Consider the following 13,130-nt stretch of genomic DNA (forward strand, 5'->3'; position numbering starts at 1 on the left):
TCAACTCCTGTCATGGACATGTGCCCGGTTAAAGCGTGTCGATAAGCGGCTGCCAAAGCAGCATCAGCCCTTGCGTTAGCCCGCCGCGCCAGCAAAGCGCATCGTGTCCGCCGTCAACCTGACGCCAGAAAATGGACTGCTGCGAGGTATTCAGTTGGGCATAAAGCGCCTGATTTGCCTGAAACACGATCGGCTCACGCACGCCGGCTTCCAGTACGATACGCAGTCCGCGCGCGCATAATGCGCCGGTTTTCAGCCGGGTAATGACTTCCCCCTCCGGCGGGGTGATGCGATGAGGCCACCAGAACGATCCTGACTGGCTTAGTACACAGCCAAAACGCGTCGGCCAGTTCAGGCCGGCATACAGCGCCGACAGGCCGCCAAAACTCTGTCCGGCGACCACCGTTCGCCCGGCATCATCGCTAAAAGGCGTCACGGCTCTGACTTGCGGCAACAGTTCCTGCTGCACCGCCAGCCAGAAGTCGGCATTGCAGGGCAACTCCTGGCTGCGGTGTTGAGTATCAATCGCGTCAATCAGCAGGTAGACGGCACCAGGAAGCAGGCGTTGATGAGTCAGCGAGGCGAGCGCGGGCCAGACGGGCATATTTTCCGCCCAGAATTGACCGTCCAGCAGAATAGCCAACGGTCTTTCCTCCGGCGCCTCGTCTCCGGTCGTCAATATCCATACGCGGCGGGAGTTATCCAGACGTTCGCTATGCCACTGCATCATCAAAGGCGGCGAGTACGGCGTTTCAGGACGATCCCATCCCGGCTGAAGGGGCGCATCCGGCATTTCCAGCGCTGAAACCGCATGACCACGTCCTCCCCGCCAGCTTTGCGAATTAAGCGGGTCGGCAATCGCCTGCGGTAATAGCTGTCGCCAGCCTTCACGCAGCGCGTTCCGATCGGGCGCTTCGCCCGGCGCAAAATCGGCAAAAACGTCATCGCGTTCGGTAGGAATAAAACAGTAGCTGCCGCGCCAGTTAGCGCTAAGCGCCGTACTCCAGCGCCAGACATCCGTTCCGGCAATACGCGCCATCGTCTGAGGCTGCGCGTTTTGATGATGATCGGTTACGCCAGTGATGTAGACCCAGACACGCCGTATCGGGGAGTGTGTTTCGTTTCCCTGCGGGTCGCGCCACCAAAAAGTGACCCGATAATTTCCGTCTTTTTCCCGTATCCATTCCGGCCCGGTTTTCGTCCTCCACCAGGCCTCACTTCCCGTTGCCAGCGCCTCTTTCATTATAACCCTGTGTTTATTATGAATTTTGTATATAAAAGGTGAAATATATTGATAATATTATTGATAACTATTTGCATTTGCAATAGCGTATTGTCGCGCTATGGGACGCGCGAACACAATTTCACCACCCGGCCAATGCCTTTGACGGGCGCTTTGGCTTATGTGGCTAAAGAAAAGCAGGATATACAATGAACAAGAAGATTCATTCCCTGACCTTACTGGTCAATTTAGGGATTTACGGGGCCGCTCTGCCCGTGATGGCGGAAGACAAAACCGATAGCGCTGCGCTCACCAATGAAGACACCATCGTGGTGACCGCTGCCCAGCAAAACCTACAGGCGCCAGGCGTATCCACCATCACCGCCGATGAGATCCGCAAAAATCCGCCCGCGCGCGACGTGTCAGAAATCATCCGCACCATGCCGGGCGTAAACCTGACCGGCAACTCCACCAGCGGTCAGCGCGGGAATAACCGCCAAATCGATATTCGCGGCATGGGGCCGGAAAACACCCTCATCCTGATAGACGGTAAACCCGTCACCAGCCGTAACTCGGTGCGCCTGGGCTGGCGCGGCGAACGCGATACCCGCGGCGATACCGCGTGGGTGCCGCCGGAGATGATCGAACGCATTGAAGTGCTGCGTGGCCCTGCCGCTGCACGCTACGGTAACGGCGCGGCGGGTGGCGTGGTCAATATCATTACCAAAAAAGGCGGTAGCGAGTGGCACGGTTCCTGGAATACCTATTTCAACGCGCCGGAACATAAAGACGAAGGCGCGACCAAACGCACTAACTTTAGCCTGAACGGCCCGCTGGGCGGGGATTTCAGCTTCCGTCTGTATGGCAACCTCGACAAAACGCAGGCGGATGCGCGTAATATTAACCAGGGGCATCAGTCTGAACGTACCGGGAGTTACGCCGACACGCTACCGGCAGGACGCGAGGGGGTCATTAACAAAGATATCAACGGCGTGGTTCGTTGGGATTTTGCTCCGCTTCAGTCTCTGGAACTGGAGGCCGGTTACAGTCGCCAGGGCAACCTCTATGCCGGCGATACTCAGAACACCAATACGAACCAACTGGTGAAAGATAATTACGGAAAAGAGACGAACCGCCTCTATCGGCAGAACTACTCTCTGACCTGGAACGGCGGCTGGAATAATGGCGTAACCACCAGTAACTGGGTGCAATACGAACATACCCGTAACTCCCGGATGCCGGAAGGCCTGGCAGGCGGCACCGAAGGAATTTTCGATCCCAAAGCATCGCAAAAATATGCCGATGCCGATTTGAATGACGTCACCCTACACAGCGAAGTGAGCCTCCCTTTCGATCTGCTGGTCAATCAAAACCTGACGCTGGGTACCGAATGGGCCCAACAGCGTATGAAAGACGAGCTCTCCAACTCGCAAACCTTTATGGGGGGAAATATCCCGGGTTACAGCAGTACCAATCGTAGCCCCTATTCAAAAGCGGAAATTTTCTCTCTGTTTGCTGAAAACAACATGGAACTGACCGACAGCACCATGCTGACGCCGGGGCTACGTTTCGATCATCACAGTATTGTGGGGGATAACTGGAGCCCGTCGCTGAACCTGTCGCAAGGTCTGGGGGATGACTTTACCCTGAAAATGGGAATCGCCCGCGCTTATAAAGCCCCGAGTCTGTACCAGACTAACCCAAACTATATTTTGTACAGTAAAGGTCAGGGTTGCTACGCGACTGGCGCGGGTACCGGCATCGGCTGCTATATGATGGGTAACGATGATCTGAAAGCCGAAACCAGCATCAATAAAGAGATCGGTCTGGAATTTAAACGCGATGGCTGGCTGGCCGGCATCACCTGGTTCCGCAATGATTACCGCAATAAGATCGAAGCGGGTACGGTGCCGTTGCAGCGTATCAACAACGGCAAAACGGATGTTTATCAGTGGGAGAACGTGCCGAAAGCGGTCGTTGAAGGTCTGGAAGGCACGTTAAACGTACCGGTTAGCGACACCGTCAACTGGACGAATAACGTTACGTATATGCTGCAGAGCAAAAACAAAGAGACCGGCGAACGCCTGTCGATTATTCCACAGTACACGCTTAACTCAACCCTGAGCTGGCAGGTACGTCAGGACGTTTCTCTGCAATCGACCTTCACCTGGTACGGCAAACAAGAGCCGAAGAAATATGATTATCAGGGTAACCCCGTTACCGGAACAGATAAGCAAGCGGTCAGCCCATACAGTATTGTTGGCCTGAGCGCGACCTGGGACGTGACCAAAAATGTCAGCCTGACCGGTGGCGTGGATAACCTCTTTGACAAACGTCTGTGGCGTGAAGGTAACGCGCAAACCGTCAGGGATACTCAAACTGGCGCTTATATGGCGGGCGCTGGCGCGTACACCTATAACGAACCGGGGCGTACGTGGTATATGAGCATTAATACCCATTTCTGATGGCAACCTTCCCTCCCTCATTCGGGGAGGGAATTGGCAAAAACGATGCTGACATCTCATTTTCCCCTTCCCTTTGCCGGACACAGGCTGCATATCGTCGACTTTGATGCGAGCAGCTTTCACGAACACGACCTGCTATGGCTGCCTCATCACGATCGGCTCCGGTCTGCCGGACGCAAGCGTAAAGCTGAACATCTGGCAGGCCGCATCGCCGCCGTTCATGCGCTACGCGAGGTGGGCGTCAGGACAGTGCCCGGTATTGGCGACAAGCGACAGCCGCTATGGCCGGACGGCCTATTTGGCAGCATCAGCCACTGTGCGACAACGGCGCTGGCCGTCATATCCCGACAGCGTATCGGCATTGATATAGAAAAAATCATGAGTCAGCACACGGCGACAGAGCTGGCGCCGTCCATTATCGATAGCGATGAGCGCCAAATTCTCCAGGCGAGCTCGCTCCCTTTTCCGCTTGCCCTGACGCTGGCTTTCTCCGCCAAAGAGAGCGTTTATAAAGCCTTTTCAGACCGCGTCACGCTCCCGGGATTCAATAGCGCAAAAGTTACCTCGCTTACCGCCACGCACATCTCGTTACATCTGCTGCCAGCCTTTGCCGCCACGATGGCTGAACGTACCGTCCGTACAGAATGGTTTCAACGTGACAATAGCGTTATTACTCTAGTTTCTGCAATAACGCGCTTTCCCCACGACAGGAGCGCTCCCGCTTCTATACTTAGCGCAATCCCCCGATAAATGAGATCGCTATGGCGCTGAATGATTTTCACGTTTCTGAACCTTATACGCTTGGTATTGAGCTGGAGATGCAGGTGATCAATCCACCTGGCTACGATTTAAGCCAGGACTCTTCTACGCTGATCGACGCCGTTAAGCCCCAACTTACTGCGGGAGAAATTAAGCACGATATCACCGAAAGTATGCTGGAGATGGCCACGGGCGTCTGCCGCGATATTGACCAGGTGGCGGCCCAACTTTCTGCCATGCAGCACGTTATTTTACAGGCGGCGTCGGAACACCATCTCGGCATTTGCGGCGGCGGTACGCACCCTTTTCAAAAATGGCAGCGTCAGGAGGTCTGTGATAATGAACGCTATCAACGCACGCTGGAAAATTTCGGCTACTTAATTCAACAGGCAACGGTTTTCGGTCAGCATGTCCACGTCGGCTGCGCGAACGGCGACGATGCGATTTATCTTTTACACGGGCTGTCGCATTTTGTGCCGCACTTTATTGCGCTCTCCGCCGCGTCCCCCTATATGCAAGGATCTGACACCCGTTTTGCCTGCGCGCGCCTGAATATTTTTTCCGCTTTTCCCGATAACGGTCCCATGCCGTGGGTCAGTAACTGGCAAGAGTTTGCCGGACTATTTCGCCGTCTGTCTTACACCACGATGATCGACAGCATCAAAGATTTGCACTGGGATATCCGCCCCAGCCCGGCCTTTGGCACGGTAGAAGTTCGGGTGATGGATACGCCGCTCACCCTTGATCATGCCATCAATATGGCAGGGTTGATTCAGGCGACCGCGCACTGGCTGCTGACCGAGCGTCCCTTTAAACCGCAGGAACAAGACTATCTGTTATATAAATTCAACCGTTTTCAGGCTTGCCGCTATGGTCTGGAGGGCGTGCTAACCGATGCCTATACCGGCGACCGCCGTCGCCTGGCAGATGATACGCTGCGTCTGCTGGACAACGTTACCCCCTCTGCGCGCAAGCTGGGCGCCGACAGCGCCATTGACGCGCTACGTCTGCAGGTGAAAAAAGGCGGTAACGAAGCGCAATATATGCGGGAGTTTATTGCCGACGGCGGATCGCTGATAGGTCTGGTACAAAAACATTGTGAAATCTGGGCGGGACAATAGACAGCATATTTGCCTTACCAGGCGATATCCCGGACAATGGCGTTTTAACTTACGTTTAACAAAGCCATGAAACACCCGCTTGAATCATTGATGACCGCTGCCGGTATTTTGCTGATGGCGTTGCTCTCCAGCCTGCTGCTGCCCGCCCCTTCGCTCGGCCTTGCGCTGGCGCAAAAACTGGTCGGGATCTTTCATCTTATGGATCTCAACCAGCTTTATACTTTGTTGTTTTGTTTATGGTTTCTGTTGCTCGGCGCGCTGGAATATTATGTTATTCGCTTTATCTGGCGGCGCTGGTTTTCGCTGGCCGATTAAAACATTTCAATGCGTACGGCCATGCTTTTCTTTACGATAAGCGCCTGGCGGCAGGTTGAACGTGCGGGTAAAAATGCGCGTAAAGGTTTGCTGCGAATCAAAACCATACTTGAGACAAATATCATACACCTTCTGGTCGGTGTCGCGCAGGTCGCGCGCCGCCAGTTTTAGCTTCCGTTCACGCACGTAGCGCCCCAGACTCTCCCCTTTGTACTGCATAAAAAGGCGCTGCAGGTGCCACTTGGAATATCCCGCATGACGGGCAATATCATCAATACGTAACGGCTGATTCAAATTATCATCAATCCACTCGACAATCGTGTCGATAACCTGAGCGGAAATGGTCATCGTGCTCTCCCCTCTATCAAACTCGTCAGCGGCTCCCGCACCGCACATTTACGGCAACAGCAATAAGCATAGTAATAACCACACAAATTGTGAGACGGCTTATCGCATGGCCTGCAATATGCTTTTCTACCACTTCATGCGGCAGCCCTTGATTATGAGTGAGTAAGCACTCATTATAGAAAGCAAAGATACGCCGTCAAGGTACTTTTCAAAGGTTGACATTCACCGTTGCGACGCGACAACGGGCATGATTCAATCATGTTTTTACAGACATAAGGGTAACGTGTAGTGGCTCGTCCGAAGAGTGAAGACAAAAAACAAGCATTACTGGAAGCGGCAACCCAGGCGATAGCGCAATCCGGTATCGCCGCCTCAACGGCGGTGATTGCACGTAACGCAGGTGTTGCAGAAGGAACATTGTTTCGCTATTTCGCGACCAAAGATGAGCTGATTAACACGTTGTATTTGCATTTAAAGCAGGATCTCTGCCAGTCAATGATAATGGAGCTGGATCGATCCATTACCGATGCCAAAATGATGACTCGTTTTATCTGGAACAGTTACATCAGTTGGGGTCTGAACCATCCCGCGCGCCATCGGGCGATCCGTCAACTGGCCGTCAGCGAAAAGCTCACCAAAGAGACGGAACAACGGGCCGACGATATGTTCCCCGAATTGCGCGATTTATGTCATCGTTCCGTTTTGATGGTATTTATGTCGGATGAGTACCGCGCCTTCGGCGACGGCCTTTTTCTGGCGCTGGCTGAAACAACAATGGATTTCGCCGCGCGCGATCCCGCTCGCGCTGGCGAATATATTGCGCTGGGATTCGAAGCCATGTGGCGCGCGCTGACTCGCGAGGAGCAATAATGGACGGTCAAACACTGCACGCCTGGGCAAAACGCTTTGCGCTGGAACTGCCTTTTACCGAACACTGCTGGCCTTTCGGCCCACAGTACGATGTGTTTAAAGTCGGCGGCAAAATATTCATGCTGTTCACTGAACATCACTGTCGCCCAGTGGTGAACCTGAAGTCGGATCCCCAAAAGTCCCTGGTAAATCAACAAATTTACCCCAGCATTGCGCCTGGCTATCACATGAATAAGAAACACTGGATTTCAGTCTATGCGGGCGAGGATATCACCGTCTCGCTACTCAACGATTTGATAAATGACTCATGGAATCTGGTCGTAGACGGGCTGCCTAAAAGAGAGCAACTGCGCCTGCGGCCGCGCTGATGCAATAACCGTTTTCGCATTTTCCTCCCTTATCTTTTTACCGATAACCCGGTACCCTGCTGATACAAAAGGGTACTAAACCAACCAGGAGCATTTATGGATATCGTTTCTGTCGCCTTAAAGCGCTACTCCACTAAGGCGTTCGATCCCAGCAAAAAACTGACCGCCGAAGAAGCGGATAAAATAAAAACACTACTACAGTACAGCCCCTCCAGCACCAATTCCCAGCCGTGGCACTTTATTGTCGCCAGTACGGAAGAAGGCAAAGCGCGCGTAGCAAAATCCGCTGCCGGAAACTACACGTTCAACGAACGCAAAATGCTGGACGCCTCCCATGTGGTGGTCTTCTGCGCGAAAACCGCAATGGATGACGCATGGCTTGAGCGCGTCGTCGATCAGGAAGAAGCCGATGGCCGTTTCGCTACGCCGGAAGCTAAAGCAGCAAATGATAAAGGTCGCCGCTTTTTCGCCGATATGCACCGCGTCTCGCTAAAAGATGACCACCAGTGGATGGCGAAACAGGTCTATCTGAACGTCGGCAACTTTCTGCTGGGCGTCGCCGCGATGGGTCTCGACGCCGTCCCCATTGAAGGTTTCGACGCCGAGGTGCTCGACGCTGAATTTGGTCTGAAAGAAAAAGGCTATACCAGTCTGGTCGTGGTGCCGGTCGGCCATCATAGCGTCGAGGATTTCAACGCCGGGCTGCCGAAATCACGTCTGCCGCTTGAAACCACACTGACGGAAGTCTAATCCCCTGCCTAAGCCGGACGCCCGTCCGGCTTTTTTCACCTTTCTGCCAGGTTCCCCAATGATCAATGGCGCGAAGTGCCAGGTTTTACATCGCTAGTGTTAACTTTCTCTTTCAAGACATTGAAAATAAATAACATTTAAAACTGGCACGCCGTTTGCCATATCTGGATACCCCCTATCTGGATGAAGGAGAAAACGGGTGAGACATGTTTATGTAGCCAGCCATGGCCCTTTTGCCCGCGGACTTATTAACAGTCTATCGCTGCTGATTGGCGACGAACACGGCGTGACACCGGTTTGCGCCTACGATGGCGATATTGTCACCACGGAGCAGCTTGAACAAACCCTCGAAAATCTGATCGCGCAAGCCAACGGCGAAGAAGTGGTGGTGTTTACCGATCTGCTCGGCGGCAGCATCAACAATAGCGCCGCGAAAGTGCTGATGCGTCACCGTCACGTTTTTGTGGTGGCTGGCGTCAACATGACCCTGCTGCTGGAGTTTTTACTCTGTGAAGAAGAAAGCACAGACGCGGCCATTACCTACGCCACCAATGCGGCGCGTGAATCCATTGTCTTTATCAACACGCTAATAACACAACCATCCGCTGACCTACAGGGAGAATCCCATGATCAAATTAGTGCGCATTGATTACCGCCTGCTGCACGGCCAGGTGGTCTTCGCCTGGACCCGGGCGCTGGATATCGACCATATCATCGTCGCTAACGCCAACGCCGCCGGCGACGCGTTTGTCTCTATGTCATTAAGTCTGGCAAAACCCGCTGGCGTGTCGCTGGACATTATCACGGTGGAACAGGCGGCGGAAAAACTCGCCAGCGGCAAGCTGGATCACAAAAAAGTGATGGTGGTGCTGGGAAATACCGCTGAAACCCTCGCCTTCGTCGAGAAAGTGCCAGGGATTAGCGTTATCAACTACGGCGGTATCGCGCAAAAAGAGGGCGCGCAGCAGTTCGGCAAAGCCATATACCTGACCGAGCAGGAGATTGCCGATAGCCAGGCGCTAAAAGCCAAAGGCATCCGTCTGGAAATGCGCCAGGTTCCGGCCCATTCCGCCGAATTGCTTAACGATAAACTCTGAACCTGGAGGTCACTATGTTGCTCACCGCAACGCTGCTCGGCCTGATTGCCGCACTGGGCATTCTTGACGGGCGTTTACTCGGCGTGTCGATGATTGACCGTCCGCTGGTGATGTGCGCCCTCACCGGTCTGGTCTGCGGCAATTTACACGAAGGCATTCTGATCGGCGCGACGCTGGAACTGATCTTTTTAGGTAATGTCGCTATCGGCGCCGCGGTACCGCCTGATGTCGTCACCGGTTCGGTACTGGCGACCGCGTTTTCTATTATGTCCGGGCGCGGGCCCGAAGCGGCGCTGACCATCGCGATTCCTATCTCTATGCTGGCGCAGACCCTCGGCGTCCTGGTGCGCGTAGTTAACGCCCGCTTTGGCCACATGGCCGATCGTTATGCGGCGCAGGGTAATACCCGGATGGTTGCCGTTATGCACCTGGGGGGCCCAACGCTGCTCTATTTTCTAAGCGGTTTTCTGCCGGTCTTTTTCGCCATTTTGCTCGGTTCTGCCGCCGTCACCTGGTTCCTCGACGCCATTCCCGCCTTTATTACCAATGGCCTGGTTGTCGCCAGTAAGATTTTGCCGGCGCTGGGTTTCGCGTTGCTGATCAGCATGATGCTTAGCAGCAAATTAATGCCTTACCTTGGGCTGGGCTTTCTGATCGCCGCATATACCAAACTGGACATCATCGCCATCGCGCTGTTTGCCGTGGTGTTGGCTTTCATTATCAGCCAGTTTCTTAACACATCCCAACAGGAGGGCTAATCATGAGTGAAGTGACGCAGACCCTGATCGACGACGCACAGGCTCACTCGCAAAGCGAAAGCCGCATCACCGCCCGCGATTTACGCAGCGTGTTCTGGCGCTCCTTTACGTTGCAAGGATCGTGGAACTATGAACGCCAGCAGCATATGGGCTATGCCTTCGCTATGTCGCCAGCGCTAAAGCGTATCTACCAGGACCCCGCCGAACTGGGGCGCGCCTTACAGCGCCATCTGGTGCTGTTTAATACCACGCCGCATCTGTCAACGTTTGTCTTTGGCCTGTCGATTGCGATGGAGGAGGAAAATCAACGCAACCCGGACTTTAACGAAGAGTCGATCAATGCCGTTAAAACCAGCCTGATGGGGCCGCTGGCCGGGATCGGCGATTCCATCTTTTGGGGATCGCTGAAAGTTATCGCCGCCGGGATGGGGATCTACTTTGCCCAGCAGGGCAGCATTCTGGGGCCGATTCTCGCCCTACTGGTCTATAACATTCCGCACATCCTCTGCCGCTGGTACGCCCTCAAACTGGGCTACCGGGCGGGGACCACCTGGCTGATGCGCCTCTGGCAAAGCGGGCTGATGGACAGGGTGACTTATATCGCGTCAATCGTCGGGTTGATGGTCGTCGGCGCCATGACCGCCAGCATGATCGACATTACAACCCCGCTGAGCTTTACCGCCGGGCAGACTACCATGAAAGTGCAGGATTTTATTGACAAAATCCTCCCTTCCCTGCTGCCGCTGCTCTTCACGCTCGGCATGTACAAACTTATCCGTAAGGGCGTGAACATTAACTGGATCCTGTTAGGCACCGTCGCGTTTGGGCTTCTTGCCAGCGCGCTGGGCCTGCTTTGACGAGAGGTAACACTATGCAAGTAGAAGACTATATGAACGAGACGCCCCTTCGCCTGCTGGAGATGCTGACGCAGACGCGGGAAGATCTCTGGCGCGCGGCGCAGGCGCTAACGGAACGCGGCGTCACCCGCATTATTCTGACAGGCTCCGGCACGTCATACCACGGCGCGTTGACCGCTCGCGCGTTTATGCAGCGCTGGTGCGCATTGCCGGTGGATGTCTGCTGGCCGTTTATGCTTGACGACGAGACGCTTGCCCGCAGCGGCAAGGCGCTGGTTGTCGGCATCTCCCAGGGCGGCGGCAGCCTCTCAACGCTGGCGGCGATGGAGCGCGCCCGCAATGTTGGTCATATCACCGCCTCAATGGCTGGCGTGGCGCCTGCGACTATCGACCGGGCGGCGGATTATATCCTTACCGTTCCCTGCGGCGAAGAAACCGCTGGCGCGAAAACAAAAGGCTATCACTGCACGGTTCTCAATTTGATGCTGCTGGCGCTCGCCGTCGCCGGGCAGCAACAGCGGCTGGACGGCGAACAGCGCCGGTCACTGCTGCTGCGGATGGAAAAGACCTTTAACCACCTGCCCGCGCTGATTACCGCCTCGCAGGCGTGGGCGCAAACCAATGCGCTGGCGCTGCGCGATAGCGCAGATATTCGTCTGACCGGCCCGGCAACGCTGTTCGGTACGGTGCAGGAGGGTGCTCTCAAGATGCTGGAGACGTTGCGCTGCCCGGTGTCGGGCTACGAATTCGAGGAGTTTATTCACGGTATTTACAATGCCTTTAATGCGCAATCCGCACTCATTATGCTCGACCCGCAGCCTGACGCACGTCAGGATCGGCTGGCGCAAATACTCGGTGAGTGGACGCCGTCTATTTACCGCATCGGCTCGCAGGTAGAAAATAATGGTCTGAATCTGAATTTCCCGTTTGTCAATGATGAGGACTTTGCCGTCTTTGAATATATCATTCCGCTACAAATGCTATGCGCGATATTACCCCCGCAAAAAGGCATTAATCCGGCGATACCCAAAGATCCGCAATTCCATCAAAAAATGAAAAGTAAGCAAGAAATTTAATTTTTATTAATGTTCGTTATTATCCGCGCTGTTGCGGAGGACGCGCTACACGCTAAGGAGATAAATATGTCTGTTGCTCATGAAAATGCCCGCCGTATTATTAGCGATATTTTAGGTAAACAAAACATTGAACGCGTCTGGTTTGTCGGCTGCGGCGGTTCATTAACCGGCTTCTGGCCAGGGAAATACTTTCTGGACTGTGAAGCGTCAAAACTGGCTGTCGGTTATATCACCAGTAATGAATTTGTCCACGCCACACCAAAAGCATTAGGAAAAAATAGCGTCGTTATTCTTGCCTCGCAGCAGGGCAATACGGCGGAAACCGTCGCAGCTGCCCGCGTGGCGCGTGAAAAAGGAGCGGCGACCATCGGTCTGGTTTACCAACCTGACACGCCGTTGTGCGAATACAGCGACTACATCATTGAATATCAGTGGGCGCGTTATCCGGAAACGGTCGACCCTGCACAACAAAAAGCCGCATACAGCCTGTGGCTGGCGCTGGAAATTCTCGCCCAAACAGAGGGCTATGCGCAATACGATGAGTTAGTCAGCGCGTTTGGGCGCTTTAGCGACGTTGTTCACGGCGCCCAACGGCAGGTACAAGAAGATGCTCAGCGTTTCGCCGCCGAATGGAAGGATGAGAAGGTGGTCTATATGATGGGCAGCGGCCCCTCTTTCGGCGCCGCGCATCAGGAGTCTATCTGTATTCTGCTGGAAATGCAGTGGATCAACTCCGCCAGCATACATAGCGGAGAGTATTTCCACGGACCGTTCGAAATCACCGAGCCGGGCACGCCGTTTATATTGCTGCAAAGCAGTGGTCGTACTCGCCCGCTGGACGATCGTGCGATTCGCTTTATTGAACGCTATCAGGGAAAACTGCAGTTGATCGATGCGGATAAACTCGGCGTTCAGGATCTGTCCACCGACGTTGGCGAATACTTCTGCGGTCTGTTGCACAACTGTGTGCTGGACGTTTATAACCTCGCTCTGGCGACAGCCCGTAATCACCCACTGACCACCCGCCGGTATATGTGGAAAGTTGAATATTAATAGTTATGCCGGATGGCGGCTTCGCTTTATCCAGCCTACAAAGCGATCTGTAGGCCTGATAAGCGTAGCGC

General features: G+C 54.3%; 15 protein-coding genes. 13 read left to right on the plus strand and 2 right to left on the minus strand.

All coding sequences use genetic code 11. The features are described from left to right. Positions 1–28: 28 nt before the first annotated feature. Positions 29–1,243: an enterochelin esterase gene (gene fes / locus ACLJQD_RS17355; RefSeq protein WP_000656603.1), complete on the minus strand. Its 1,215-nt coding sequence runs from the start codon at positions 1,241–1,243 to the stop codon at positions 29–31. 188 nt (positions 1,244–1,431) lie between these two features. Here fes and ACLJQD_RS17360 point away from each other — a divergent pair, with 188 nt between their 5' ends. The 4 genes from ACLJQD_RS17360 to ACLJQD_RS17375 all read left to right on the plus strand — a co-directional run bounded on the left by ACLJQD_RS17360 (position 1,432) and on the right by ACLJQD_RS17375 (position 5,882). After that, complete coding sequence (locus ACLJQD_RS17360) at positions 1,432–3,687, plus strand: TonB-dependent siderophore receptor (protein WP_001034952.1); 2,256 nt, start codon at positions 1,432–1,434, stop codon at positions 3,685–3,687. A gap of 45 nt (positions 3,688–3,732) precedes the next feature. After that, entirely contained in the window at positions 3,733–4,437 is a 705-nt protein-coding gene (gene entD / locus ACLJQD_RS17365) for an enterobactin synthase subunit EntD (protein WP_017441642.1), read from the plus strand. Positions 4,438–4,448: 11 nt separating this feature from the next. Next, positions 4,449–5,567, plus strand: a complete 1,119-nt coding sequence (locus ACLJQD_RS17370; RefSeq protein ID WP_001529047.1) for a YbdK family carboxylate-amine ligase — start codon at positions 4,449–4,451, stop codon at positions 5,565–5,567. A 66-nt stretch (positions 5,568–5,633) separates the two neighbouring features. Then, complete coding sequence (locus ACLJQD_RS17375) at positions 5,634–5,882, plus strand: DUF1158 family protein (RefSeq protein WP_000682497.1); 249 nt, start codon at positions 5,634–5,636, stop codon at positions 5,880–5,882. A 6-nt stretch (positions 5,883–5,888) separates the two neighbouring features. Here ACLJQD_RS17375 and ACLJQD_RS17380 read toward each other — a convergent pair whose 3' ends face one another. Beyond that, on the minus strand, positions 5,889–6,230 hold the full coding sequence (locus ACLJQD_RS17380) for a RamA family antibiotic efflux transcriptional regulator (RefSeq protein ID WP_000155633.1): 342 nt from the start codon (positions 6,228–6,230) through the stop codon (positions 5,889–5,891). Between the two features lie 288 nt (positions 6,231–6,518). On the opposite strand from ACLJQD_RS17380, the gene ACLJQD_RS17385 reads away from it, so the two are divergent. The 9 genes from ACLJQD_RS17385 (at position 6,519) to ACLJQD_RS17425 (ending at position 13,059) form a co-directional block, all read left to right on the plus strand. After that, the gene (locus ACLJQD_RS17385; protein ID WP_000113609.1) at positions 6,519–7,100 is read left to right on the plus strand and encodes a TetR/AcrR family transcriptional regulator; all 582 of its coding nucleotides are present in this window, start codon (positions 6,519–6,521) and stop codon (positions 7,098–7,100) included. After that, on the plus strand, positions 7,100–7,468 hold the full coding sequence (locus ACLJQD_RS17390) for an MmcQ/YjbR family DNA-binding protein (protein ID WP_000348999.1): 369 nt from the start codon (positions 7,100–7,102) through the stop codon (positions 7,466–7,468). Before ACLJQD_RS17385 ends, ACLJQD_RS17390 begins: the two co-directional genes overlap by 1 nt. Before the next feature lie 96 nt (positions 7,469–7,564). Beyond that, positions 7,565–8,218 carry an oxygen-insensitive NAD(P)H nitroreductase gene (nfsB, locus tag ACLJQD_RS17395; protein ID WP_017441641.1) on the plus strand — a complete coding sequence of 218 codons (654 nt, stop codon included), beginning with the start codon at positions 7,565–7,567 and terminating at the stop codon, positions 8,216–8,218. Positions 8,219–8,417: 199 nt separating this feature from the next. Then, on the plus strand, positions 8,418–8,867 hold the full coding sequence (locus ACLJQD_RS17400) for a PTS sugar transporter subunit IIA (protein WP_001216659.1): 450 nt from the start codon (positions 8,418–8,420) through the stop codon (positions 8,865–8,867). Continuing rightward, positions 8,845–9,315 (plus strand): PTS sugar transporter subunit IIB, encoded by a 471-nt coding sequence (locus ACLJQD_RS17405; protein WP_000594177.1) that lies wholly within the window; start codon positions 8,845–8,847, stop codon positions 9,313–9,315. The genes ACLJQD_RS17400 and ACLJQD_RS17405 overlap by 23 nt, the downstream gene beginning before the upstream one ends. A 14-nt stretch (positions 9,316–9,329) precedes the next feature. Further along, entirely contained in the window at positions 9,330–10,073 is a 744-nt protein-coding gene (locus tag ACLJQD_RS17410; protein WP_000927523.1) for a PTS mannose/fructose/sorbose/N-acetylgalactosamine transporter subunit IIC, read from the plus strand. Between the two features lie 2 nt (positions 10,074–10,075). Next, positions 10,076–10,930 carry a PTS system mannose/fructose/sorbose family transporter subunit IID gene (locus tag ACLJQD_RS17415; protein WP_000005802.1) on the plus strand — a complete coding sequence of 285 codons (855 nt, stop codon included), beginning with the start codon at positions 10,076–10,078 and terminating at the stop codon, positions 10,928–10,930. 32 nt (positions 10,931–10,962) lie between these two features. Then, on the plus strand, positions 10,963–12,006 hold the full coding sequence (locus ACLJQD_RS17420) for a glutamine--fructose-6-phosphate aminotransferase (RefSeq protein WP_077907239.1): 1,044 nt from the start codon (positions 10,963–10,965) through the stop codon (positions 12,004–12,006). Positions 12,007–12,072: 66 nt separating this feature from the next. Further along, positions 12,073–13,059: an SIS domain-containing protein gene (locus ACLJQD_RS17425; RefSeq protein WP_017441639.1), complete on the plus strand. Its 987-nt coding sequence runs from the start codon at positions 12,073–12,075 to the stop codon at positions 13,057–13,059. Positions 13,060–13,130 lie beyond the last annotated feature (71 nt).

The organism is Salmonella sp. SAL04214, from assembly GCF_046550615.1.
In the GTDB taxonomy this organism is placed as follows: domain Bacteria; phylum Pseudomonadota; class Gammaproteobacteria; order Enterobacterales; family Enterobacteriaceae; genus Salmonella; species Salmonella enterica.

What these genes read in the sequence shown, in the direction of transcription:
- fes (WP_000656603.1), bottom strand. Translation starts at nt 1,243, where the DNA reads ATGAAAGAGGCGCTGGCAACGGGAAGTGAGGCCTGGTGGAGGACGAAA.
- ACLJQD_RS17360 (WP_001034952.1), top strand. Translation starts at nt 1,432, where the DNA reads ATGAACAAGAAGATTCATTCCCTGACCTTACTGGTCAATTTAGGGATT.
- entD (WP_017441642.1), top strand. Translation starts at nt 3,733, where the DNA reads ATGCTGACATCTCATTTTCCCCTTCCCTTTGCCGGACACAGGCTGCAT.
- ACLJQD_RS17370 (WP_001529047.1), top strand. Translation starts at nt 4,449, where the DNA reads ATGGCGCTGAATGATTTTCACGTTTCTGAACCTTATACGCTTGGTATT.
- ACLJQD_RS17375 (WP_000682497.1), top strand. Translation starts at nt 5,634, where the DNA reads ATGAAACACCCGCTTGAATCATTGATGACCGCTGCCGGTATTTTGCTG.
- ACLJQD_RS17380 (WP_000155633.1), bottom strand. Translation starts at nt 6,230, where the DNA reads ATGACCATTTCCGCTCAGGTTATCGACACGATTGTCGAGTGGATTGAT.
- ACLJQD_RS17390 (WP_000348999.1), top strand. Translation starts at nt 7,100, where the DNA reads ATGGACGGTCAAACACTGCACGCCTGGGCAAAACGCTTTGCGCTGGAA.
- nfsB (WP_017441641.1), top strand. Translation starts at nt 7,565, where the DNA reads ATGGATATCGTTTCTGTCGCCTTAAAGCGCTACTCCACTAAGGCGTTC.
- ACLJQD_RS17405 (WP_000594177.1), top strand. Translation starts at nt 8,845, where the DNA reads ATGATCAAATTAGTGCGCATTGATTACCGCCTGCTGCACGGCCAGGTG.
- ACLJQD_RS17410 (WP_000927523.1), top strand. Translation starts at nt 9,330, where the DNA reads ATGTTGCTCACCGCAACGCTGCTCGGCCTGATTGCCGCACTGGGCATT.
- ACLJQD_RS17415 (WP_000005802.1), top strand. Translation starts at nt 10,076, where the DNA reads ATGAGTGAAGTGACGCAGACCCTGATCGACGACGCACAGGCTCACTCG.
- ACLJQD_RS17420 (WP_077907239.1), top strand. Translation starts at nt 10,963, where the DNA reads ATGAACGAGACGCCCCTTCGCCTGCTGGAGATGCTGACGCAGACGCGG.
- ACLJQD_RS17425 (WP_017441639.1), top strand. Translation starts at nt 12,073, where the DNA reads ATGTCTGTTGCTCATGAAAATGCCCGCCGTATTATTAGCGATATTTTA.